Origin of the sequence: Pseudomonas sp. NPDC089422 (genome assembly GCF_044749405.1) — a bacterium.
Classification (GTDB): domain Bacteria; phylum Pseudomonadota; class Gammaproteobacteria; order Pseudomonadales; family Pseudomonadaceae; genus Aquipseudomonas.
Genome location: NZ_JBIVHW010000020.1, coordinates 16017 through 39712 on the forward strand (window position 1 = coordinate 16017; position 23696 = coordinate 39712).

The 23696-nt window shown below is 64.9% G+C and carries 17 protein-coding genes and 3 pseudogenes; 9 read left to right on the forward strand and 11 right to left on the reverse strand.

Annotated features, from left to right (window positions below):
- Positions 1-16: 16 nt before the first annotated feature.
- The 10 genes from icmH to ACIPZ8_RS26615 all read right to left on the reverse strand — a co-directional run bounded on the left by icmH (position 17) and on the right by ACIPZ8_RS26615 (position 11711).
- The gene (gene icmH / locus ACIPZ8_RS26570) at positions 17-730 is read right to left on the reverse strand and encodes a type IVB secretion system protein IcmH/DotU (protein WP_400729771.1); all 714 of its coding nucleotides are present in this window, start codon (positions 728-730) and stop codon (positions 17-19) included.
- Positions 727-2070: a type VI secretion system baseplate subunit TssK gene (gene tssK / locus ACIPZ8_RS26575; RefSeq protein WP_400729774.1), complete on the reverse strand. Its 1344-nt coding sequence runs from the start codon at positions 2068-2070 to the stop codon at positions 727-729. The genes icmH and tssK overlap by 4 nt, the downstream gene beginning before the upstream one ends.
- Entirely contained in the window at positions 2067-2789 is a 723-nt protein-coding gene (tssJ, locus tag ACIPZ8_RS26580; protein ID WP_400729777.1) for a type VI secretion system lipoprotein TssJ, read from the reverse strand. The genes tssK and tssJ overlap by 4 nt, the downstream gene beginning before the upstream one ends.
- Positions 2790-2872: 83 nt before the next feature.
- On the reverse strand, positions 2873-5470 hold the full coding sequence (gene tssH, locus ACIPZ8_RS26585; RefSeq protein WP_400729780.1) for a type VI secretion system ATPase TssH: 2598 nt from the start codon (positions 5468-5470) through the stop codon (positions 2873-2875).
- Positions 5467-6537, reverse strand: coding sequence for a type VI secretion system baseplate subunit TssG (gene tssG, locus ACIPZ8_RS26590; RefSeq protein ID WP_400729783.1), 1071 nt, complete (start codon positions 6535-6537; stop codon positions 5467-5469). Before tssG ends, tssH begins: the two co-directional genes overlap by 4 nt.
- Positions 6501-8333, reverse strand: coding sequence for a type VI secretion system baseplate subunit TssF (gene tssF, locus ACIPZ8_RS26595; protein WP_400729786.1), 1833 nt, complete (start codon positions 8331-8333; stop codon positions 6501-6503). The genes tssG and tssF overlap by 37 nt, the downstream gene beginning before the upstream one ends.
- Positions 8333-8815 carry a type VI secretion system baseplate subunit TssE gene (gene tssE, locus ACIPZ8_RS26600; RefSeq protein WP_400729789.1) on the reverse strand — a complete coding sequence of 161 codons (483 nt, stop codon included), beginning with the start codon at positions 8813-8815 and terminating at the stop codon, positions 8333-8335. Before tssE ends, tssF begins: the two co-directional genes overlap by 1 nt.
- A 32-nt stretch (positions 8816-8847) precedes the next feature.
- The gene (gene tssC, locus ACIPZ8_RS26605; protein ID WP_400729792.1) at positions 8848-10350 is read right to left on the reverse strand and encodes a type VI secretion system contractile sheath large subunit; all 1503 of its coding nucleotides are present in this window, start codon (positions 10348-10350) and stop codon (positions 8848-8850) included.
- Between the two features lie 14 nt (positions 10351-10364).
- The gene (gene tssB, locus ACIPZ8_RS26610; protein WP_400729795.1) at positions 10365-10898 is read right to left on the reverse strand and encodes a type VI secretion system contractile sheath small subunit; all 534 of its coding nucleotides are present in this window, start codon (positions 10896-10898) and stop codon (positions 10365-10367) included.
- A 63-nt stretch (positions 10899-10961) separates the two neighbouring features.
- Positions 10962-11711 carry a hypothetical protein gene (locus tag ACIPZ8_RS26615; RefSeq protein ID WP_400729798.1) on the reverse strand — a complete coding sequence of 250 codons (750 nt, stop codon included), beginning with the start codon at positions 11709-11711 and terminating at the stop codon, positions 10962-10964.
- A 745-nt stretch (positions 11712-12456) separates the two neighbouring features.
- Between ACIPZ8_RS26615 and ACIPZ8_RS26620 the strand changes: the two genes are divergently transcribed.
- The 7 genes from ACIPZ8_RS26620 to ACIPZ8_RS26650 all read left to right on the forward strand — a co-directional run bounded on the left by ACIPZ8_RS26620 (position 12457) and on the right by ACIPZ8_RS26650 (position 21671).
- The gene (locus tag ACIPZ8_RS26620; RefSeq protein WP_400729801.1) at positions 12457-13632 is read left to right on the forward strand and encodes a M20 aminoacylase family protein; all 1176 of its coding nucleotides are present in this window, start codon (positions 12457-12459) and stop codon (positions 13630-13632) included.
- An 83-nt stretch (positions 13633-13715) separates the two neighbouring features.
- Positions 13716-15026, forward strand: a complete 1311-nt coding sequence (locus ACIPZ8_RS26625) for a citrate-proton symporter (RefSeq protein WP_400729803.1) — start codon at positions 13716-13718, stop codon at positions 15024-15026.
- Positions 15023-16480 carry an amidase gene (locus ACIPZ8_RS26630; protein WP_400729806.1) on the forward strand — a complete coding sequence of 486 codons (1458 nt, stop codon included), beginning with the start codon at positions 15023-15025 and terminating at the stop codon, positions 16478-16480. Before ACIPZ8_RS26625 ends, ACIPZ8_RS26630 begins: the two co-directional genes overlap by 4 nt.
- A gap of 69 nt (positions 16481-16549) precedes the next feature.
- Positions 16550-17323: an IclR family transcriptional regulator gene (locus tag ACIPZ8_RS26635; protein ID WP_400729809.1), complete on the forward strand. Its 774-nt coding sequence runs from the start codon at positions 16550-16552 to the stop codon at positions 17321-17323.
- Between the two features lie 190 nt (positions 17324-17513).
- Positions 17514-18173, forward strand: a complete 660-nt coding sequence (locus tag ACIPZ8_RS26640) for an ABC transporter ATP-binding protein (protein ID WP_400729812.1) — start codon at positions 17514-17516, stop codon at positions 18171-18173.
- Positions 18170-20617, forward strand: a complete 2448-nt coding sequence (locus ACIPZ8_RS26645; protein WP_400729815.1) for an FtsX-like permease family protein — start codon at positions 18170-18172, stop codon at positions 20615-20617. Before ACIPZ8_RS26640 ends, ACIPZ8_RS26645 begins: the two co-directional genes overlap by 4 nt.
- On the forward strand, positions 20607-21671 hold the full coding sequence (locus tag ACIPZ8_RS26650; protein WP_400729817.1) for a lipocalin-like domain-containing protein: 1065 nt from the start codon (positions 20607-20609) through the stop codon (positions 21669-21671). Before ACIPZ8_RS26645 ends, ACIPZ8_RS26650 begins: the two co-directional genes overlap by 11 nt.
- Before the next feature lie 13 nt (positions 21672-21684).
- On the opposite strand, the pseudogene ACIPZ8_RS26655 reads toward ACIPZ8_RS26650, so the two are convergent.
- Positions 21685-21927, reverse strand: a pseudogene (locus ACIPZ8_RS26655) (helix-turn-helix transcriptional regulator); the annotation flags it as partial.
- Between the two features lie 3 nt (positions 21928-21930).
- On the opposite strand from ACIPZ8_RS26655, the pseudogene ACIPZ8_RS26660 reads away from it, so the two are divergent.
- Both ACIPZ8_RS26660 and ACIPZ8_RS26665 read left to right on the forward strand, forming a co-directional pair.
- Positions 21931-23150, forward strand: a pseudogene (locus tag ACIPZ8_RS26660) (MFS transporter); the annotation flags it as partial.
- 350 nt (positions 23151-23500) lie between these two features.
- Positions 23501-23671: pseudogene (locus tag ACIPZ8_RS26665) on the forward strand (PAAR domain-containing protein); the annotation flags it as partial.
- Positions 23672-23696: the final 25 nt, after the last annotated feature.

The following is a 23696-nucleotide window of genomic DNA, read 5'->3' on the forward strand; positions in this document are numbered from 1 at the left end:
CCTGACCGTACCCGAGTTAAACGCCGAACAGCCGGCGAACCTGCTCCGCCAACGCGGCGACTTCCTTGCCCAGCAACCAGTCGAGGGTCAGGTAGACTGCCCCGCAGACCAGCGCGACGAGCACCAGGTACAACCACAGCGGCACTTCGTAGCGCAGCATCTGCGACACCTGGTCCGGCAGCGCCCACTGCGGCGCCAGGGCCTTGCGTGGCGGGTGGTGGCGGGCGATGTCCTGGCCCAGGGTATTGGCGATGTAACGCAGCTGGTCTTTCTGCTCGAGGCTGTATTTGCCTTCGAAGCCCAGGGCCAGGCACAGGTGGTACACCTCCAGCACGTCGAGGTTGCGCTTGACGTCGGTGCGCAGGGCTTCGAGCTTGTCGAAGAAGCCCTGGCCGGCCAGGTGCACGCCGAAGTACTGGAACTGCAGCGGGTTGATCTCGATCTGGTTGCGGATCTCGCTGGGGCCGGCGTTCAGCACGCTTTCGTCGAGGAAGGCGCACAGCGCGTATTGCACGTCCTTGACCTGCTCGACGCTGTAGTTGGCGCGGCGGGCATCGCGCTCCAGGGCCGGGAAGAACTCGTCGACGCCGGCACGCAGGCGCTGCACATCGACCACCTTGTTGCCACGGCGGATCATCAGCGCCATGGTCAGGAAGTCCTTGACCATGGCCTTGAGGGTGGAGGGTTGTTCGGCGGCGGTTGCGCCGCCCGGCATTACGGCAACAGTCATTTGAGCACCGCCATCAGTTCGAGCTTGAGGTTCTTGAAGGCACTGGGGACGTAGAAGGCGATGGCGTGGGCGCTCATCATGCGTTCATACACCCGTCCGTGGGGTTCGATCGCGAAGTACTGGTTGTCCAGGCGCACCGGGATGGCATTGGGCGTGCGCACGCAGTGGTTGAGCGTGGCCCCCGGCATGGCGGTATTGACCACCACTTCGATGTCTTCCGGCGAGCCGACCTTGAAGGCCCGCGGTACCAGCTCCAGCACTTGGGCACCGGGCATGTCGGCGTGCACCGAGATATAGAAGTCGGCGTCGACCAGGCGTGGGTCGTTGAGGCGGCCGACGTAGTAGGACGAACGGGTCTGGTCCAGCGGAATCGGGATGTACTGGTTCGGCACCACGCTGTTGAGCAGCTCGCGCACCAGGCGGTCGAGCTTCAGCAGCGAAGCGGCCGGATCCTGATGGTCGTAGGCCGGGATATCGTCCAGGCGTGCATTGAGCGAGAAGGTCAGCAGGCTGCCGGCCAGCTCGGCAAGGAAGCGATAAAGCTGCTCCGGGTGCAGGCGCGGGTGCTGCAGCAGGTGCGCAAGGCCCGGGTAGGCACGGTTGACGGTATACAGCAGCCAGAACAGGCTGACGTCGCTGGAACCGAACTCGGTGATCTGGTCGGCGCGTTCACGGCGGCGCCCGGACAAGGTCTCGCTCTTGCTCTGCAGCAGCGCCAGCAGGCGCTGGGCAATGGTCAGCAGGGTTTCGTGGGCGCCCAGGTGCAAGGCCGGGTGGACGAACTGGCTGTCGACGCTGAACGCGTTGACGTTGTTGCGCTGCAGGTGCAGCAGCGGGCAGTAGCTGTAGCCATCCAGCGCGTCACCATCGACCAGCAGCACCACGTTCAGGCGCAGGCTGGTGATTTCGTTCTCCAGGTCGCCTTCGTTGAGGTCGGGCAGCGTGGCGAAGGCTTTGCGGTAGCGGCGCGCCCCCTTGCGCTCGGCGCCTTCTTCCAGGTAGTTGGCACTGTATGGCTCTGCCAGCTTGAGTGCGGCATACACCTTCAGCCCGGAGCCCTGCAGCACCTCCTTGAGGTCGCGTGCAGCAGGCAGCGGGTCATGCTGCGGGGCGTCGAACACCGAGCCATCAGGGAACACCATGTGCAGGCGATTGAGTTGCAGCACGCCACTGCTCAGTGCCTGTTCATCGACTTCGAGCGCCTGCACCCCCCAGTGGAAAGGGGACGAGCGCAAGGTCGCCTGGGCCAGCTGGTGCTGGTGGAACTCATCCTGATACTGGAAGTGCTGGGGCAGGAGGAACATGCCCTCCGACCACATCACGCGGCTCTTGTTGCTCATTGGATACCTTCCAGTGCTGAGTCGAATACATTGGTCATGGCTTTCTTGGCCGATTGCTCGGCAGCATCGCCAGCGGCCTGCTGGGCAGCGTCCAGTGCCTTGGCTTGCAGTTGCTGGCTGACGGTCGGCTCTGTTTCCAGCGGCTGCGCCGGCTGCAGGGTGGCGATGGCTTGCTGGGCCGGGAGCTGGAGCACATCCTGGCCACGCTCGGCGGTGATCTGGTTGAGGTCCAGCAGCACCCGCCCGCCCTCGGACGAGAAGAAGATGCCGTCCTTGCGGAAGGCGTCGGCATTGAAGGCCATCTTCCAGCGCCCGCCGCTTTCGTCGCGGAAGAACGCGGCCACGGCGACATACCGCGCCTGCTTGGCCAGCGGCCAGTTCTGGACGCTGCCGATACCTGGCAGCACCACGGTTTCGCGGGTATCGAGCACGGTCTCGCCCAGCGCTTGTTCAGGGTGGTCGAGGAGGGTGTCGGCATCGCTGGTGATGAAGCGATCGAGGCTGGTCAACTGGTAGACGCGCGCCACCACCGACAGCGGTGTGCCGGCCACGTCCGGGTTAAGCTGATTGCCGCCGTCAATGATCAGCACCACTTTTTCGTCGCTGCTGAACAGCATGTCACCTGCCCAGGTGTCGTCGACGCGCTTGCCGACGCGGTCAGTGATGCCGCAGGCGCAAAGCGCCGAGGCCATGATCAGTACACCCAGTAACCTGCCCATTGTCCTGCTCCTGAAATCTTGTTCTGGCAGCGCCCGGTTGCCCCGGGGCGCTGCTGATGGTCCTTGCGTCAACGGCTGCATCTTCACGCCAGGCTGTAGGCGAAGCCGCCGGCTTCATCCAGGTCGATGCGCAGGCTGTTGATCGGCTGATCTTCGGCCATGCGTGCCAGTACCTGCTCGGCCAGCTCCGGCATGAGGCTGCCCGAGAGGATGTTGTCGATGTTGCGCGCCCCGCTGTCGACCTCGGTGCAGCGCGCGGCAATCGCCGGCACCAGCGCCGGGCTGAAGTGCAACTGGGCCTGGTGGTTGCGCTCGAAACGCTGGCGGATGCGTTCCAGCTTGAGGCCGACGATGCGCTCGAGGATGGCGTCTTGCACCGGGTAGTAGGGGACGATGCTCAGGCGGCCGAGGAAGGCCGGCTTGAACACGCCGTTGAGCTGGTCACGCAGGTCGTCGACCAGCTGTGCCGGTGCCGGTACCTGCTCGGCGCCCAGGCAGGTGCGCATGATGTGCTCGGTGCCGACATTGGAGGTAAGGATGATCACGGTGTTGCGGAAGTTGATCTCGCGCCCTTCACCATCGTCCAGGACGCCTTTGTCGAATACCTGGAAGAACAGTTCGAGTACATCCGGGTGGGCTTTCTCCACCTCGTCGAGCAGCACCACGCTGTAAGGCTTGCGCCGTACCGCTTCGGTCAGCACGCCCCCTTCGCCGTAGCCGACATAACCGGGTGGCGAGCCCTTGAGGCTGGAAACGGTGTGCGCTTCCTGGTACTCGGACATGTTGATGGTGATGACATTGCGCTCGCCGCCGTACAGGGTGTCGGCCAGGGCCAGCGCGGTCTCGGTCTTGCCCACGCCGCTAGGGCCGAGCAGCAGAAACACGCCGATCGGCTTGTTCGGGTCTTCCATGCGCGCCCGGGAAATCTTGATGCGCTTGCCGATCTCGTGCAGGGCATGATCCTGGCCCAGCACGCGCTCGGCCATCAATGCTGGCAGGCGCTGCACGGTGTCGATCTCGTCGCGCAGCATCTTGCCCAGGGGGATGCCGGTCCAGCCGGAAATCACTTCACCGATGGTGGCGCCATCGACCAGGGCATGGACCAGCGGCTCTTCACCCTGGACATCGGCCAGTTGCACCCGCAGTTCGGCCAGGGCCGCGCGGTGGTCGCAGTCGCTGGCTTCGCTCAAGGCATGGATCTGCTTGACCAGTTCCAACTCACGCTGCCACTGCTGCTCCAGGCGCTGCTGGCGCTGGCCGGCCTGTTCGACCTGTTCGTGCAGCTGCGCGAGGCGGCGCTGGTGGTCGCTGCCTTTGCTTTGCTCTTGCTCAAGCAGGTCGATTTCGCTGCGCAGGTTGTCGACCAGGCGCAGGCAGTCTTCAAGGCGACCGGGCTGCGAGGTCTGGCCCAGGGCAACCCGGGCGCAGGCCGTGTCGAGCACGCTGACGGCCTTGTCCGGCAGTTGCCGGCCGGTGATGTAGCGGCTGGACAGGCGTACGGCCTGGACCAGCGCATCGTCCATCACCGCCACCCGGTGGTGGCTCTGCATCTTTTCCAGCAGGCCGCGCAGCATGTAGATGGCCTGGTCTTCTTCAGGTTCTTCGACCTTGACCACCTGGAAGCGACGGGCGAGGGCGGCGTCTTTTTCGAAGTACTTCTTGTACTCAGCCCAAGTGGTCGCAGCGATGGTGCGCAGCTCGCCACGTGCCAGCGCCGGCTTGAGCAGGTTGGCGGCATCGTTCTGCCCGGCCTGGCCACCGGAGCCGATCAGGGTGTGGGCTTCGTCGATGAACAGGATGATCGGGTGCACGCTGCGCTTGGTTTCCTCGATCACCGATTTCAGGCGGTTCTCGAACTCGCCCTTGATGCCGGCACCGGCTTGCAGCAAGCCCAGGTCGAGGGTATGGATGGCAACGCCCTTGAGCGGCTCCGGCACGTCGCCCTGGGCGATGCGCAATGCCAGGCCTTCGACCACGGCTGTTTTGCCGACTCCGGCTTCCCCGGTGAGGATCGGGTTGTTCTGCCGGCGGCGGGTGAGGATGTCGACCATCTGCCGGACCTCGAATTCGCGACCTAGCACCGGGTCGATCCAGCCTTCGCGGGCATTGCGGGTCAGGTCGACGGTGTACTGGTCCAGCGCTGGCGTCTTGCCCGTGCCCCGCAGTGGGGCAGGGCCGCTGGCGTCGGCCGGCAAAGCCGCGGCCTGCTGGGCTTCGCCACTGGCGCTGGTCAAGGCCTGGAGGTTGGCGCGCAGGTCGTCGACGTTGATCTTGCCCAGCTCTGCCGCGCTGGCCAGCAGCAGGCGACGCAGGTCAGCGTCATCGAGCAGGGCCAGCAGCAGGTAGCCACTGCGAATCTGGCTGGTGCCATATTCGATCGAGGCCAGCACCCAGGCGCGCTCGATCAGCTGGGTGATGTGCGGCGACAACGCCGGGGTACGGGTATTACCGGTCTTGAAGCCCTGCAGGGCGTTGGCAAGCTGTGACTGCAACCGCTCGACCACCACATCGTAGTGGCGCAGCACGGGCAGCAGGTCGTTGTCATCGCCTTCGAGCAGTTGCAGCAGCACGTGCTCGATGTCCACTTCGTAGTGACGCTCGGCCAGGCACAGCGCGGCCGCGCTTTCCGTGGCGCCGCGGCAGGTGTCGTTGAGCTTGGCAAACAGTGACTTAAGGTTCACAGCGAGACCCCATCAAAAGGAATACTAAAAATGCCGCAGCGCGCAGGTTCGACCTGGCTGCCAGGGCGTTTCAGCCAGCCCAGCCAGCCCAGTGCCATACCGCCTTCACGTCCCAGGCGGGCGACCGGCACAGCTTCGGGCTTGAGCATTGGTGCCAGTTCGAAGTCCAGGCTGGGGCCGAGGTAGAAACGCACCAGCTCCACGAGCTTGTGGTAGTCCTCGGTGCCGGGCTGAAAGCGCTGGTAGTCGGCCAGCTCAAGCGGGCCGATTTCGATCCGCACGCACGACTGGTAGTCCCACACGCGGTTGCCGATCACGCTGCTCTGCCCCAGTTGGGCGTTCTGCCGCCCCAGGCGCGTGCATTGCTCAGGTTCGAGTTTCAGCCAGCGCCCGGCAAACGGGCGCAGGGTGAAGGGCAGGGCGAAATAGAAGCTGAGCATGGCTTGCAGGTTCTGCGGGTTGCGCGGGCGCTGGCTGAACAACCCGGCGAAGTAGCTGAACAGCTCGTGGCGCAGGCCCGAACCTTTGCTTGTGAACTTGCGCTGACGCGCCTGCTCGCCAAAGCCCACCATGCTCAGCAGGTAGCGCTCGAAGTCCGAACTGCCTTTGCGTTCGTGCTCGATGTGGAACTTGTACTTCTGCCAGGCCTGGTAGAACTGCGCGACCATGCGGTGGGAGAACAGGTCCATGAACGCGTGCGCGGCATCGTCGCGGTGCTGGACGTGGCGATTGATCAGCAGCTCGGTGTACGGCCGTGGCAGCACGCCGGACGGGCCGACCAGGCCCATGAAGGTGACCTGCACCTCCGACAGCGGTTGATCGTTTGCGTTGGTGCGTTCGGCGCGCTCGAACTTCAGCTCGCTCACTTCGCTGACCGGGAACGCCAGCGACAGCTGCGAACGGAAGCGCAGCGGGTCGTCGTGCGGCCGGGTTTCCGGGTCGATACGTCCCGCTCTGCTGTAGTGCAGGCGCAGCAGCCGCACCAGTTGGAAGAATTCGAACCGGTAGGGCTGGGCACGCGCCTGGTCGATCAGACCAGTGGCTGATCGCCGGTTCTGGGTGGCCATTGTACGATTCTCTTTTCCCGCTGACGGGTACGTAGGGTCAATTGGGTAAAGCTGTTGACGGTGCAGTACTGGCCAAAGAAGTGGTCCAGGATCTTGCCGAACAGGAACACGCCGCTGCCGATGTACTGGCTCTCGTCGAGTTCCAGGGTGATGCCTACGCCGCGGACGAAGTTCGGCCTTGGGTGGCCGATGCGGGCGACGACCGGTTCGCTCTTGATCGACAGAATGCCGCCGATCTGCTTGCGCACAGCCAACCCGCGCCGGTAGTTGTAGAGGCTGAGCATTTCCTGCAGCACTTCCTTACCCTGCGCCACCAGCGACAGGTGATTCAGCGACAGGTGCGAGATGAGCCGCCAGATCAGACCGTCGCCGAGTGGCACGCGCGCGGTGGCGGTGGGTTTGCGCAGCAGGCGGATGGTGTCGACCACACTGTCCTGGTCGAGGCTCAGGTCACTCTGGCTACCGCCATAGCTGAGCAGTTGCGGCAGGTCGCGGTTGCTGCAGGTCAGGGCGATGCTGAGGGTGTCGCTGCTGCTGTCGATCAGGTCCAGTTCCCGGTCCACCACGCGGATCACCATGTCCGTACCGCTCTGGCTGCCGCGCCGCGACGGCTGGCGGCGGCCGATCCAGTAGCAGGCATCGGGGCCGAGCTCGCCACGTGGCTCGAAGAACGGGTTGCACTCGCTGACCTTGTCCCGGCCGCCGAGCTTGCGCACGCGTTGCACACGGTCGATCGACACCACTTCGGCGTTGCCCTGCAGGCGTACATCCGGGGTGACCGGGTATTCATGCTGGGTGTGGGTCAGCTTGATCGGTTCGGCCTGCTGCTTGAACAGGTTGATGATCGGTGTGCAGCCGAGTTTGAAGTTGTGCCGCCCCAGGTTCTGCGCCAGGCGTACCAGGCGCTCGCCGAGCTCGAAGTGGGCGAAGTAGAAGTTCAGCTCGATGGCCTGGGCGTCGCGACCGGCCAGGCTACGCTTGAGCCCGCCAATGTCGAAGAACATGAACTTGTCGGGGAAGGTGAAGTAATCGTGCAGCAAGCGGTAGCCGGCAAACGAGCGCGCCGAGTAGTCCACCAGGCCGTCATCCTGCTCGAAACCGACGGCCTGCAAGGCATCGGCCGGCAGGCCGATCTCCCGGCGCTGGCCGTTTTCGGTGAAGCTGACGGTGGCCTTGGCCAGGTTGTTGAACAGCAGCTCGTAAAGCTGCAGCATCAGCGTGCTTTCACCGTCGAGGAAGAAACGCAGCGAGTGGATATCCAGCTGGCCGAAGTGCAGGTCGGTGGTGGCAACCAGTGCAATTTTCAGGTGCGCCACGAGGTCGGCGCTATGGCCGTTGAACACCGAGCGTTCAAGTTCGGCGAAAGAGGCGTCCTGTACGGCCACGGGCCACAGTTGCACCGGGTAGCAGGTGCGGAACCTGCAGGCAACGCCCTCGACATTGCGTGAGGCGACTTCGGTATGGCGGGCGATGTCGTATCGAGCTGCCAAAGGCGAACGGTTGCCGGCGGAAAACTCGGCAATCGACAGTGCCGGTGTCGGGCGCAGGTAATGCGGGTAAAGCACCTCGAGGAAGGCTTCGACGATTTCCGGAAATTCGTCATCGAGTTTCTTGTGGATGCGCGCGGAAAGGAACGAAAACGCTTCGATCAGGCGTTCGGTGTGGGGGTCTTCACAGTTGTCCCCCTCGATCAGCAGGCGCGAGGCGATTTTCGGGTACTCGCGGGCAAACTCCTGGCCGAGAAAGCGCAGGTGCGAGAGTTCCTTTTCGTAGTAGGGCAGCAGATCGTCGAGCATCAGTTGAGGTTCTGCACTTTGTATTCTTGGGTATTGATCTGCAGTACGGCGTCGAACGAGACCTGGCGGGTGGCGTCCTGCAGATGCAGTACGGCATCGACCCGGAAGGTCAGCATGCGGTGGCCCACCTGCTGGGTCATCAGTTGTACGCGTACCGCTCGAAAACGCTTGTCACCAACGGTGATGGCACGCTCCAGCTGGGCCTGGATCAGGCGCCGGTCCTCGGGGTTGAGCACGCCCTTGCTGGTGAAGTCGGGCATGCCGTATTCGAGGATGGTGCCAGCCAGTTGCCCATGGCCGCCGAGGCGTTCGGCGACCATGCACTGACGGGTGTTGACCAGCACCTCCAGGTCGCGGATCAGGCTGGCCTTGTAATCGGCCAGGGAGCACAACCGCCTGGAAACCGCCTCGCTTGCCTGATGAGGGGTGTCATCAAGCAGGCGATCCAACAGTGTTGGCACTAATTGGTAGTTACGGCTCATGGGTGAAAAGCGCCTTCCTGGCTCGGGTTCGATCAGCTACGGGTGGATTGCGGCAGTTCGGCGACCAGGCGCAGCGAGGCGGTCAGTTCGTCGAGCTGGTAGTGCGGGCGCAGGAATGCAACCGCTTTGTAGGCTCCAGGCTTGCCAGGCACCTCGACCACCTCGACGCTGGCTTCGCGCAGCGGGAATTTGGCCTTGGCCTCCTGGCTGGCGGTGTCGTCGAGCAGCACGTAGTCGGCCAGCCATTCGTTGAGGAACGACTCGACGTCCTTGCGCGAGGCGAAACTGCCGATCTTGTCGCGCATGATCGCCTTCATGTAATGGGCGATACGCGAGGTGGCGAAGATGTACTGCAGCTGCGCCGAGAGCCGCGCGTTGGCATTGGCGATGTCGGTGTTGTACTGCTTCTGCTTCTGGGTCGACTGTGTGCCGAAGAACGCGGCGTAGTCGGTGCCTTTGCAGTGCACGAGGGGAATGAAACCCAGGTCGGACAGCTCTTTCTCGCGGCGGTCGGTGATGGCGATTTCAGTCGGGCACTTGAGTGCAATCTCACCGTCGTCGGTCTTGAAGGTGTGGGTTGGCAGGCCTTCGACCAGGCCACCGCCTTCAACGCCACGGATCGCCACACACCAGCCGTAGCGGGAGAAAGCGTCGGTCACGCGGGTGCCCAGGGCGTAGGCGGCGTTCATCCACAGGTATTTGTTGTGGTCGCGGCCATCGACGCTCTCGACGAAGTTGAACTCGTCAACGGGCACGGTATCCGGGCCGTAGGGTAGGCGGCCGAGTACGTGCGGCAGGGTCAGGCCGACATAGCGCGAATCTTCGGACGCGCGGAACGACTTCCACTTGGCGTACTCGACGGTGTCGAAGATCTTTGCCAGGTCGCGTGGGCCGGACATGTCGGTGAACGAGTCCCAGCCGAACAGCTCGGGCGATGCCGCAGAAATGAACGGTGCGTGGGCGGCGGCGGCGACGTGGGAAATTTCTTCGAGCAGGTACATGTCTTCGGGGCTGCGAGTGAACTCGTAGTCACCCACCAGCATGCCGAACGGCGCGCCACCGAAGGTGCCGTACTCTTCTTCGTAGATCTTCTTGAATAGCGCGCTCTGGTCGAATTCGGAAGCGGCCTTGAGGTCGCGGACCAGGTCCTTTTTCGATGCGTTGAGCAACTGGATCTTCAGCGTGGTGCTGGTCTCGGTCTGGTCGACCTGGTACTTCAGGCCGCGCCAGGAGGCCTCCAGCTGCTGGAACTCGCTGGCGTGCATGATCTCGTTCATCTGCTCGGAGAGCATTGCGTCGATTTCAGCGATACGTGCGTCGAGTACGGCGATCAGGTCCTTGCTGGGCGTCAGTTCGCCCTCCAGTACCTGGCCGACCAGTTCGCCGATCAGGTCACGGGTGCGGCTGCGCTCGGTTTCCGAGCGGGCCACACGGCTTTCGGAAATGATGCTGTCGAGCAGGGAGGCCTGGGGCGCGAAGTTTTCGACTTCGACCAAGTCGGTTTCATGCTGGGGCAATGCTTGCTTGTCGGTCATCGTCTGGCTCCTGCTTACTCTTTGCCTTCGTTGGCAGGTACGGCGGCTTCGCGTCCGAATTCCTTGCCCAGGGTTTTCAGCTTCTCGGTGTTCTGCAGCACGTCCATCAGCAGTTCTTCGAGCTTGTCGTTGCCGCCCATCTTGTTGCGCAGGTCGGCCAGCTTGTTACGCACCTCCAGCAGCTTGCGCAGCGGCTCGACCTGCTTGACCACGTTCTGTGGCTCGAAGTCTTCGAGGGTGTTGAAGTTGAGCTCGACGCCCAGCTGAGTGCCGTTGTTGGCCAGGGTGTTGTCGACGCGGTAGGTCAGGCGCGGTTTGATACCCTTGAGCACACTGTTGAAGTTGTCGCGGTCAATGAAGACGAACTTGCGGTCCTTGAGCTTGGGTAGCGGCTCCAGCGGGTTGCCGGAGAAGTCGCCCAGCACGCCGACGACGAAGGGCAGCTCCTTTTTTTCGAGCGCATCGCCGATGTCCACGTCGTAGGTGATGTGGACCCGAGGTGCGCGAACGCGGTCGAGTTTGTGCTGGGTGCTTTCCTTCTTCGCCATCGTGTTCTCCAGTGCGAGCAATTCGCTGCGAATCATTGCGCGGCCCGTTGCCGGGGGCGCGCGTTACAGTCCTTCGATCGTCAGCAGCAGGCGCTGACGGATGTCGTCGTTCATTTCCAGAATGTTGTCGCGGCCCACCAATTCTTCGAAGCTGGTGTTGCCGGCAATCTGCGTGCTGCTACGGATGACCGAGTCGTCGGGAAGTGCCGAACGCACCGGCGAACTGACCACGCAGAACGGCAGGTCGCCGAAGCCCTTCAGGCGCTCGAAGCTCAGGCCATAGCGCAGCCCTTCAAACAGCCGACCAAGGCCCGGCGACTTGCTCAGGCAATAGAACAGCACCAGGTAGTGCACCACGAAGCGGTACAGCTCGGCGCTGCTGCGGTTGGGGTCTTTGATGACGTTGCGGAACTGCGCCAGGTCGAAGGCGTGGTAGCCCACCACCCAGCGCGTCGGGCTGGTGATGCGGATGACCTGGCCGCTCTGTTCGAGGACCTTGTCGTATTCCAGCGGGAACAGTTCGGGGGTGGTGCTGATCAGGTTGAGCGGCACTTCCAGCTCGCTGACCAGCTGGAACGGCGCGGCCGAGCCGATGCGCTCGTAAAGTTCGATCAACGACTGGAAATGCCCCTGGGTTTCGCGCCCGCTGCTGCGCTGGGCGCCTTGCAGGTATTCGCCAAACAGGGTCTGCGGACGGATCAGCGGTGCCACGGTGGCAAGGTAATCCGCCGCCTGCGCCTTCAGCGCATCGGAGATCGCCCGCGTCTGGCCACGCAGCTTGATCAGTGCTTCGACATCGAATGTCTGTGTCATCGGTACATCGTCCATGAGCCTGCTTGATCGTCCTGAAACGCCAATGGCGTGGACCTAAAATCGCGCCACTCGGCTGCGGCAATTTGAGTGCTGGCACATGAATATCGTGTTGCCAGCAATGCCGAGTAGGGCACCCCGCTGTGGAAGAAGTTCCGGCGAGGGGCGCGATTTTTTCCCTGTTTTGTGATGCGGCGCAATGATGGCGCCATGCTATTGGCGATGAGTATCGAGCATTGGAGATGGGGGTTTGGCCCCCAAAGTCAGGGGGTTCAAGTGTCAAGAAAGCAGTAAAAATCGGCGCTCAAAGTTTTTCTAAAAAAGTGAACCAGGTCTCATTTGTACCGCGAAAAAAATTGTGCGCATGCCAAATGCCAATGGCTTCGGAGTGATGGCAACGCGACGGAATACGCCGTGCTCGTGAGTGTCACGGAAGGTTCGGGAGCACCCATTTGAGTGGTTGAGGAGACATCGGACCGTTGTAGTGAGGGTGGCACTTGTGTTGCCCGTTCAAGGCGTTGCCAGCAAGGGCGGAGCCTCTCCATGATCCTCCTGAACCTCTGGGTGCTGGCGGCAGGGTACGCGCTCTGCAATCACTTTTTCTAAGGCAGTTCCACTGCGTGGAACCACATTCGTTTGTACTCCCTCGCCACTCGCGCTTATCTGTTGCCAAGCACGACCTGCCTTCCCCGTCGTGATCTCAAAGCGAACAACAAGAACGGGACCCACCCGCGCGAGGAGATTCCCCATGCAGCAACACCAGCACATCCTGGCCTGGCTCAACGACGTGGCCAGCGACCTGCACGCCATCCGCCACGATATCCACGCTCACCCTGAACTCGGCTTTGAAGAAAGCCGCACCTCGGCCCTGGTCACCACGCTGCTGCAACAGTGGGGCTACGAGGTGCACACCGGCATCGGCAAGACCGGTGTGGTCGGCGTGCTACGCAACGGCAGCAGCCCGCGCAAGCTGGGCCTGCGCGCCGACATGGACGCGCTGCCGATCCACGAGGCCACCGGCGCCGCCTACAGCAGCCGCCACCAGGGCTGCATGCACGCCTGCGGCCACGACGGGCACACCACCATGCTGCTGGGTGCGGCGCGCTACCTGGCGGCGACGCGGCAGTTCGATGGCACGCTGACGTTGATCTTCCAGCCGGCCGAGGAGGGCCAGGGTGGGGCCGAGGCGATGCTCGCCGATGGGCTGCTGGAGCGCTTCCCCTGTGATGCGCTGTTCGGTATGCACAACATGCCGGGGCTGCCGGCAGGGCACCTGGGCTTCCGTGAGGGGCCGATGATGGCTTCACAGGACCTGCTGACGGTGACCATCGAGGGCGTCGGCGGGCATGGTTCGATGCCGCACCTGACGGTCGACCCGTTGGTGGCTGCGGCCAGTGTGGTGATGGCGCTGCAGACCGTGGTGGCGCGCAATATCGATGCCCAGGAGGCGGCGGTGGTCACGGTCGGCGCGCTGCAGGCGGGCGAGGCGGCCAACGTGATTCCGCAGCAGGCGCTGCTGCGCCTGAGCCTGCGGGCGCTGGATGCCCAGGTACGGGCGCAGACCCTGGAGCGGGTGCGGGCGATCATCGTCAGCCAGGCCGAGAGCTTTGGCTGCACGGCCAGCATCGAGCACCGGCCGGCGTATCCGGTGCTGGTCAACCATGCCGCGGAAAACGCCTTCGCCCAGCAGGTCGGCGAAGCGCTGCTAGGCGCCGACAAGGTCGACGGCAACACCCGCAAGCTGATGGGCAGCGAGGACTTCGCCTGGATGCTGCAGCGCTGCCCGGGCGCCTACCTGTTCATCGGCAACGGCGTGCAGCGGCCGATGGTGCACAACCCGGCCTATGACTTCAACGACGACATCCTGCTGACCGGCGCCGCCTATTGGGGCGCCATGGCCGAGAGCTGGCTCAAGCCGGCCTGATTCCCCTGTATTGACGACTGCCGCTGGAACCCGTGCGCGGCTGCGCCTGGGCGATCACTTGAACAGAAGATGGAGTGTTCCGCATGCAGATTTCCAATACAGGCGCGTCGCGTACCCGGCAAGTGGTCGCGGCGGTCATCGGCAATGCGCTGGAGTGGTATGACTTTATCGTGTATGGCTTTCTGGCGAGCATCATCGCCCGCCAGTTCTTCCCCTCGGACGATGAATACAGTTCGTTGTTGATGGCCCTGGCCACCTTTGGCGTGGGCTTTTTCATGCGCCCGGTGGGCGGGGTGTTGCTGGGTGTGTATTCCGACCGCAAGGGGCGCAAGGCGGCGATGCAGCTGATCATCCGCCTGATGACAGTGTCGATCGCCATGATCGCCTTCGCCCCCAGCTACCTGGCCATCGGCATGGGGGCGCCGCTGCTGATCGTGGTCGCGCGCATGCTGCAGGGCTTTGCCACCGGCGGTGAGTATGCCAGTGCCACGGCGTTCCTGGTGGAGAGCGCGCCGGCCAACCGCAAGGGCCTGTATGGCTCGTGGCAGTTGGTGGGGCAGTGCCTGGCGGTGTTCTCCGGGGCGGCGATGGTCGCGCTGGTCACCCACCTGTGCACGCCCGAGGCGCTGGACAGCTGGGGCTGGCGGATCCCGTTCGTGCTCGGCTTGCTGATCGGCCCGGTGGGACTGTGGATTCGCAAGCACATGGAAGAACCTGAGGAGTTTCTGGAAGCACGCAAGCAGGCCAAGGGTCAGGAGCCAAGCCTGGGCCAGGTACTGCGTGAGCACCGCCGCGCCCTGTTGGTGTCGATGGGCCTGGCCTGCGGCGCGACGGTGTCGTTCTACGTGGTGCTGGTGAACATGCCGACCTTTGCCCACAAGAACCTTGGCCTGCCGCTGGACCAGGTGCTGCTGGTGCAGATGCTCGCGGTGGGCCTGATGACCGTGGTCATTCCCCTGGCCGGCGCGCTGTCGGACCGGCTCGGACGGCGACCGGTGCTGATGGCCTTCACCCTGGCGTTCTTCGTCATGGTCTACCCGCTGTATGTGTGGGTGGCTGCGGCGCCGTCGATCGAGCGCCTGCTGGTGATGCAGCTGCTGCTGTGCAGCGCCATCGGCGGTTTCTTCGGCCCGGCGCCGACCGCCCTGGCCGAGCAGTTCCCGGTCGAGGTGCGTTCCACGGGGGTGTCGGTAGCCTACAACGTGGCGGTGATGGTGTTCGGCGGCTTTGCGCCGTTGATCGTCACCTGGCTGAGCAAGGTGCTCGGCACCCCGGTGGCGCCGTCTTTCTACGTGCTGTTCGCCTGCCTGCTGACCCTGCTCGGTACCTATTGCCTGAAAGAAGCACCGCGCGCCGGCAAGGCCGTCGCCTACAACCTTGGAGTGAAACCGTGAACGCGTTAGCCATCGACCCGATCGTCGCCCTCGACGCCGAGGCCTTGTCCAAGGCCATTCATGCCCGCCAGGTGGCGTGCCGCGAGGTGATGCAGGCTTACCTGGGCCATATCGAGCGCTACAACCCGCAGGTCAATGCGCTGGTGTCGCTGCGCGGCGCCGATGTATTGCTGGCCGAGGCCGATGGGTGCGATGCCGAACTGGCGCGCGGCCAGTCACGCGGCTGGATGCACGGCATGCCCCAGGCGATCAAGGACCTGGCCGCCACCGCCGGGCTGCGCACCACCCTGGGCTCGCCGCTGTTCGCCGGGCAGGTGCCGGCACACGACGCCATCAGTGTGGCGCGGGTGCGGGCGAGCGGGGCGATCATCCTCGGCAAGAGCAACGTGCCGGAGTTCGGCCTGGGCTCGCAGAGCTACAACACGCTGTTCGGCACCACCACCAATGCCTACGACCCCACCCGCGTGGCCGGTGGCAGCAGCGGTGGCGCGGCGGCGGCGCTGGCCATGCGCCTGCTGCCGGTGGCCGATGGCAGCGACATGATGGGTTCGCTGCGCAACCCGGCGGCGTTCAACAATGTGTTCGGCCTGCGCCCGTCGCTGGGGCGGGTGCCTTATGGGCCGACGCCGGAGCTGTTCGTGCAGCAGCTGGCCACCGAGGGGCCGATGGGGCGCAGCGTCACCGATGTCGCCCGCTTGCTGACGGTGCAGGCCGGGTATGATCCGCGGGTGCCGTTGTCGCTCAATGAAGGCGGGCGGGATTTCGCGGCCGGGCTGCAACGTGACTTCAAGGGCGCGCGGATCGGCTGGCTGGGTGATTACGACGGCTATCTGCCGATGGAAGATGGCGTACTGGGCCTGTGCGAAGCGGCCCTGGCCGATTTCGCCGAGCTCGGCTGCGAAGTCGAGGCCTGCCAGCCCGCGTTCGATCAGGCCCGGTTGTGGCAATGCTGGCTCACCCACCGCCACTTCCTGGTGCACGGCAACCTGGCGGCGGCCTATGCCGACCCAGGCAAGCGGGCGCTGCTCAAGCCCGAGGCGCAATGGGAAGTGGAGGGTGGTTTGCAGCTCAGCGCCGCTGCTGTCTACCAGGCGTCAGTGGACCGCAGCGCGTGGTACCAGGCGTTGAACCGGTTGTTCGAGCGTTACGATTTCCTGCTGTTGCCTTCGGCCCAGGTGTTCCCTTTCGACGCAACCGAGGCGTGGCCGAAGCAGGTTGGGGGGCGGACCATGGACACCTATCATCGCTGGATGGAGGTGGTGATCGGGCCGACCCTGGCCGGCCTGCCGAGCATGAGCGTGCCGGTCGGTTTCAATGCCGCCGGGTTGCCCACGGGCCTGCAGATCATAGGCCCGGCCCAGGCCGACCATGCCGTGCTGCAGCTGGCCTACGCCCATGAACAGCTGACCCGCTGGGTGGAACGGCGCCCGCCGCCGAGCCTGTTGGCACGCTGAAGGGGCTGGCCCGGCCCGTATCTTGCTGGGCATGATGACCATCCACGCACAGACAGGGAGGTCGAAGACATGGGCACAGCTACAGACAGCGGCGGCGTGCGCTCGGTGGAGCGCGCGCTGGCTATCGTCGAGCTGCTTGGCGAGCATCAGGCCCTGGGCCTGGAAGAGTTGCATTACCTCACTGGCCTGCCCAAGGCCACGGCGTCGCGCATGCTCGCCACCTTGCAGGAGCAGGGCTGGGTCTACCGTGGCCTGAGCGACCGGCGTTACCGCCTGTGCGCCCGCCGCCTGTTCGGCGACCGCCAGCAGCGCTTCAAGCGCCAGCTGGTGGAAAGCGCCGCGCCGCTGCTGCTGGAACTGAGCGAGCGCACCGGGCTGGTGGTTGACCTGTCGTGCTTCGACGGCGAGCGGCTGGAGGTGATGGAAAGCGCGATTCCCCAGGTGTTGCGCAAACGCTATCCGAGCAACTGCCAGATTGTCGGCCAGCATGCCAGCCTGTTCCATTCGGCAATGGGCCGGGCGTGCCTGAAGGAGCTGGCGGTGGACGAGGTGCGGCGCCTGGCCGGGCATGAATGGGTGGGGGGTGAAGCGCTGATGCGCGACCTGGAAGGGGATGCGCACAAGGGCTTCGGGCAGCGTACCGAAGGCTATTGGGAGTATCCAGTGCGCTTGCCGTTCCTGATCCGGGCGATCGCCTTGCCGGTGCGGGTGCAGGGGCAGCTGGCCGGGAGCATTGCCTTGCACTGGCCGCTGGACCAGGCACCGGTGGAGCGGGTGTTGAGCCTGCACCTGAACAGCCTGGCGGCGACTGTCGGGGAAGTGCAGCATGCGTTTGTGAACTAGGTCGCTTTTAAGGGCCTCTTCGCGGGTGAACCCGCTCCCACAGGTACTGCACAGACTTCAAGTCTGAGGTGATTCCTTTGGGAGCGGGTTTACCCGCGAAGAGGCCCTCGAATGCAACCCATCCATTTGCCAGCAAGCGCTAAATGCAGCTATGCCTAAGGTCTGACCTTAGAAAAAGGCCAAAGCCCCCATGCTGGTCATCGAGCACCTGCACAAATCCTTCCCCACCGCCCAAGGCCCGCTCCAGGTCCTGCGTGGCGTCGACCTGTCCCTCTCGCGCGGCAGCAGCCTGGCCCTGATGGGCGAATCCGGCAGCGGCAAAAGCACCTTGCTGCACCTGGTCGCCGGCCTCGACCGTGCCGACAGCGGGCGCATCCTCATCGACGGCGAACCCCTGCACGGCCACGGCGAAGCCGCCCTGGCCCGCTGGCGTCGGGAGGGCATCGGCCTGGTGTTCCAACAGTACAACCTGATCAGCAGCCTCGACGTGGCGGCCAACCTGGCCTTCCAGGCGCGCCTGGCCAAGCGCCACGACCCGCAATGGCTGGCCTACCTGGCCGAGCGCCTGGGCTTGGCGGCTTTACTGGACCGCTATCCAGAGCAGTTGTCGGGCGGCCAGCAGCAACGGGTCGCCATCGGCCGGGCACTGGCCAGCCGGCCGGCGCTGTTGCTTGCCGACGAGCCCACCGGCAGCCTTGATGAAGCCAGCAGCGACGAGGTGCTTGCCTTGCTTCTGCAATTGGTCGGCGAGGCCGGAAGCAGCGTGCTGATGGTCACCCACAGCCCGCGCCTGGCTGCCTGCCTGCAGCGTCGCTGCGTGTTGCACCAGGGCCGGGTGCAAGCCTCATGAGCAACCTGCTGATTGCCCTGCAGGCGCTGGGCAGCCACTGGTGGCGCCACCGCCTGCAGTGCCTCAGCATCTTCACCGGCCTGTGGCTGGCCACGGCCTTGTGGACCGGTGTGCAGGCCCTCAATGCCCAGGCGCGCAGCGACTATGCCCAGGCCAGCGCCGTGCTGAGCGGGGCGGCGCACCTGCAGATCGTTGCCCGCGATGGGCAGCACTTCGACCAGGCGCTGTATGTGCAACTGCGCAGGCAAGGCTGGCAGGTGACGCCAGTGCTGGAGGGGCGTTTGCGCCTGGCCGGCGAGCCAGCCGTGGCCGTCAGGCTGATCGGCATCGAGCCGCTGAGCCTGCTGCCGGGTATGGCCGTCGCCGGTGCCGACCCGGCGAGCTTCGACTTGCAGGCCTTCATCGGCACACCGGGGCAAGCCTGGGTCGGGCCGGACACACTGCGCCTACTAACGGGTAGGCCGCGCACGGTCGATGGCCAGGCGTTGCCGCCGCTGATCCTCAATGAACAGTTGGCGCCCGGCGTAATGCTGGTCGATATCGGCGTGGCACAGGCTTTGCTGGATGCGCCGGGTCAGCTTTCACGGCTGATCAGCGACACCAACCAGCCTCTGCCGCCGGCCTTCGTCGAACGTTTGCAGGTACAGCCAGCGGACGATGACACCGACCTGCAACGCCTCACCGCGAGCTTTCATCTGAACCTCACGGCCCTCGGCCTGCTGGCTTTCGTGGTCGGGTTGTTCATCGCCCATGCGGCGATCGGCTTGGCGCTGGAGCAACGACGGGGCCTGATGCGCACCTTGCGCGCCTGTGGTGTCAGCCTGAGGGTGTTGCTGGCGGCCCTGGCCCTGGAGCTTGGGTTGTTCGCCGTGGTGGGTGGCCTGGCAGGTGTGGCGGCGGGCTACCTGCTGGCAGCGCTGTTGCTGCCCGATTTTGCTTCCAGCCTGCGCGGCCTTTACGGCGCCCAGGTCTCCGGGCACCTGCACCTGCCGCTGTACTGGTGGCTGGTGGGTATTGCCGTGAGCCTGCTCGGCGCCTTGCTGGCCGGTATCGACAGCCTGTTGCGCGCAGCCCGGTTGCCCTTGCTGGCATTGGCTCAACCGCAGGCCTGGCGCCTGGCCCAGGTGCCCTGGCTGAAGCGTCAGGCACTGGCCGCGGCCGGGTTGGCGATGGTTGCCCTGGGCTGCGGCGCCTTCGGCTACAGCCTGCCCAGTGCCTTCACCCTGCTTGCCGCGCTGTTGCTGGCGGCCGCATTGTTGTTGCCGGGCGTGCTGGCCCTGTTGCTCGCTGGCCTGGCGCGGCATACCCGGCGGCCGCTGGCGCAGTGGTTCGTCGCCGACAGCTGTCAGCAATTGCCGGCGCTGAGCCTGGCGCTGATGGCATTGCTGCTGGCATTGGCCGCCAGCGTCGGCGTGGGCGGTATGACCGAAGGTTTCCGCCGCACCTTCGTCGGCTGGCTCGACCAGCGCCTGGCCGCGGACCTGTATGTCACACCCCGCGACGGCACTCAGGCGCTGCAGATCTATCAGCGGCTGCAGCAAGACCCTGACGTCAGCAGCGTGTTGCCAAGCTGGCGAGTGGAATGGCGCCTGCTGCAGTGGCCGGTGCAGGTGCAAGGGGTGATCGATCATCCGTTCTACCGCAGCCACTGGCCGCTGCTGGAGCAGGCGCCAGATGCCTGGGAGCAGTTGGCCAACGGGCAGGGCGCCATGCTCAGCGAGCAATTGGCGCGGCGCCTTGGTGCTGGGGTCGGGGATGCCGTGCAACTGCCGGGCGAGCCGCCGCAAAGCATGCGGGTGGTGGGCATTCACGCCGACTACGGCAACCCGAAAGGGCATGTACTGGTCAATGCCGACTGGCTGCTCAGGCATGCGGCGGCGGCCAGCCTGAGCGGCCTGAGCCTGCTGATTCGGCCCGGGCAGGTTGCGAAGGTCAAGGACACCTTGCAGCAGCGCTATGGCCTGGACGATTCGCAAGTGGTCGAGCAGGCCAGCCTGAAAGCCTGGTCGACGCAGATTTTCAGCCGTACCTTTGCCGTCACCGCAGCCCTGAACAGCCTCACCCTCGGCGTCGCTGGCGTGGCGCTGTTCATCAGTCAGCTGACCCTGGGCCAGCAGCGCCTTGGGCAGCTCGCACCGTTGTGGGCACTGGGTGTGCCACGCCGCTGGCTGGCCTGGCTGAGCCTGGGCCAGACGTTGATGCTCAGCAGTTTCACCGTGCTGCTGGCGATCCCCCTCGGGTTGCTGCTGGCCTGGTGCCTGGTGGCGGTGGTAAACGTGCAGGCATTCGGCTGGCGGCTGCCCTGGCATGTGTTTGCCAGCCAGCTCGCGCAACTGGCTGCGCTCGGCGTGCTGACCAGCCTTCTGGCCAGCGCTTGGCCGCTGTGGCAATTGGCGCGGCGCCAGCCAGGCGAGCTGTTGCGAAGGTTCGCCAGTGAGGGTTGAAACCTGGCTGTTGCTGGCCGGCCTGCTGCTGGCCGGGTGTGACGCGCCTGCGCCGCCGGCCAGGAGCTATGCCGGCCTCGGTGCCGAGGCGGCGGCGTTCAAGCAGGTCACGCGCAACACTGCGCTGGTGTTCCCTCGCGACCACGGCGCCCACGACGGCTATCGCATTGAATGGTGGTACGTCACCGCCAACCTGCGCGATGCCCAGGGCCGTGACTGGGGCGTGCAATGGACGCTGTTCCGCTCGGCCCTGCGCCCCGGCCCCGAGACCCAAGGCTGGAACAGCCCCAACCTGTGGATGGGCCATGCCGCCCTGACCGACCCGAGTGGCCACCAGGTCAGCGAAGCGCTGGCACGCGGCGGCATCGGCCAGGCCGGTGTGGAGACCGGGCCGTTCCGCGCATGGATCAACGACTGGTCGCTGCAAGGCGACGACAGCATCCGCCGCCTGCAGATGCGTGCCAGCGGCCAGGGCTTTCGCTACGACCTGACCCTGGCCAGCGACCAGCCGCTGGTGCTGCACGGCGATCATGGTTACAGCGAGAAGTCCGGCAAAGGCCAGGCTTCGTACTATTACAGCCAGCCGTTCTACCAAGTCAGCGGCGAGGTCGAACGGGACGGGCAACGCATCCCGGTGACCGGGCAGGCCTGGCTTGACCGGGAGTGGAGCAGCCAGCCGCTGGCGGCCGGGCAAAGCGGCTGGGACTGGTTTTCGCTGCACCTGGGCAGTGGCGCCAAGCTGATGCTGTTTCAGGTGCGTGAAGACCAGGGGCCGCCGTACCGCGCCGGCACCTGGGTTGGCCCTGGCGGGCAGGTGCGCGCGTTGCAGGGGGCTGAGGTCGAGTTGACGCCACTGGCCTGGAGCGACCAGGCCAACGGCAAGCGCGTACCGACCCGCTGGCGGGTTCACGTGCCCTCCGTGCAACTTGACGTGCAAGTCGAGGCGGCGCAGACCAAGGCCTGGATGGGCACGCGGTTCCCCTATTGGGAAGGGCCGGTGCGGGTGAGTGGCAGCGCTCAAGGGCGGGGGTATCTGGAGATGACGGGGTATTAGCACAGACAGTACCTCAACCAGGTTTGTCACCACGAAACGCACTCGGGCTCACCCCACACTGCTTGCGAAAGAACCGGCTGAAGTACCCCACATCGGCAAAGCCCAGTTCATGGGCAATCGCCTTCACGCTCGCATCCGAATGCCCCAGCACCCGCTTGGCCTCCAGCACCAGCCGGGCGTTGATCATCGGGGTCATTCCCAGATGCTCCTGGCACAAGCGCCCCAGCGTCGCCAGGGTCATGCCCAGTTCACTGGCAGCTTCATCGCCCCGCAATTGAAAAGCGAATGGCAACTCGGTGCCCAGGCCCTCGGCCCGGTGCTCAGCGCCGCGCTGATCGGCCTGGCCCTCGGCGCCCTGGTCGCAGGCCCCTTGGCCGATCGTTACGGGCGCAAGGCGGTACTGCTCGGCAGCGTGCTGCTGTTCGGCCTGTGGACCCTGGCCTCGGCCTTTTCCCCCAACCTGGAAACCCTGGTCGCACTGCGCTTTCTCACCGGCCTGGGCCTGGGCGCGGCGATGCCCAACGCCAGCACCCTGGTCAGTGAATACGCCCCGGCGCGCAGCCGCTCGCTGTTGATCACCCTGGCGTTTTGCGGCTTTTCGCTGGGTGCGGCGCTGGGCGGCTTCGTCAGCGCCTGGATGATCCCCAACCTGGGCTGGCGCAGCGTGCTGGCGCTGGGCGGGGTGTTGCCGCTGCTGGTCTTGCCGTTGCTGTGCTGGCGCCTGCCCGAGTCGGTTACCTTCCTGGTCAGCCAGAGTGCCGACCCGCAGCGCATCCGGCGTATCGTCTAGCGCCTGGCACCGGCACACTGCGGGCCCGACAGCACCTTCGTGGTGCCCGCCGCCAGTACGCACAAGGGCGGCGCGATTGGCACCATCCTTTCGCCGCGCTATCGCTTCGGCACGGTGATGCTGTGGACGGGCTATGTACTGGCGCTGTTCTTGGTCTATCTGTTCAGCGGCTGGTTGCAGACGCTGGTGAAGGAGGGAGGTGGCTTCTCGGTGTCGTAAGCGGCCATCGTCACTGCCTGCTTCCAGATCGGCGGGCCGGTCGGTGCAGTTTCGGTGGGCTGGGCGATGGACCGCTGCCACCCGCAACGGGTGCTGATGCTGACCTTCCTGTTCAGTGGCGCGGTGATTTTCGCCATTGGCCAGGTGGCCGGTGATTTCGCCTGGCTCTGCGCCATCGCCTCGGCCGTGGGTTTTGGCCTGGACGGCGCGAGCGTGGGCATGAATGCCCTGGCGGCGGCGTTCTACTCGACCGAGGCGCGTGCCACCGGGGCCAGCTGGATGAGTGGCATCGGCCGTTTCGGTGCCATCCTCAGCGCCTTTGCCGGTGCCCAGATGCTGGCGCTGGGTGGAGTTTCGCCCAGGTATTCGCCTCGCTGCTGGTACCGGCGGGGATGGCGGCACTGGCGGTGTTGCTGCAGGGGTGGCGCGAAAACATGGGGAAGAGTACAGATGTACTCCATTTGTCGTGAGGGTGACTTAAATTCGTCCGGCGATGCTGTTTTGCTATGGCGGCCCCTTCGCGGGCAAATCGACAGGTTTTGCATTTCTCCTGTGGGAGTGGGCTTGCCCGCGAACAGGGGCGAAGCCCGTGCCAGCCACTGAGGTAGTACCTGAATGCCTTGGGCGTCAGGGCCTGGATGGTAAAGACGAATTCTCCTATACCACAGAAAGACGCATCCTATTTACCATTCAGACACCACTCCTTGACCCTTGCGACTCGACACCCGATGCCCCCGGCCAACTGCGGTGCATCGGTGATTCATCGCCAACCAAGCCTGCGCCCAACGCATTCGCAGGCGGTTTGTAGAGAGGGAATTCAGTGGCAATAGGCTATTTCATTCGTGAAGGCGACAAGACCTCCTGCGGTGGTGTGGTACTGGAAGGGAGCAGTGCATTCAGAATGTCTGGCGTGCCCCAGGCGCGCGAAGGCGATCGGGTTACCTGCGGCAAAGACGGCAAGGTCTACAGGATCATCGGTGGCATTGCGCCCATGCGAAGCGACCGGGCCCGGTTGG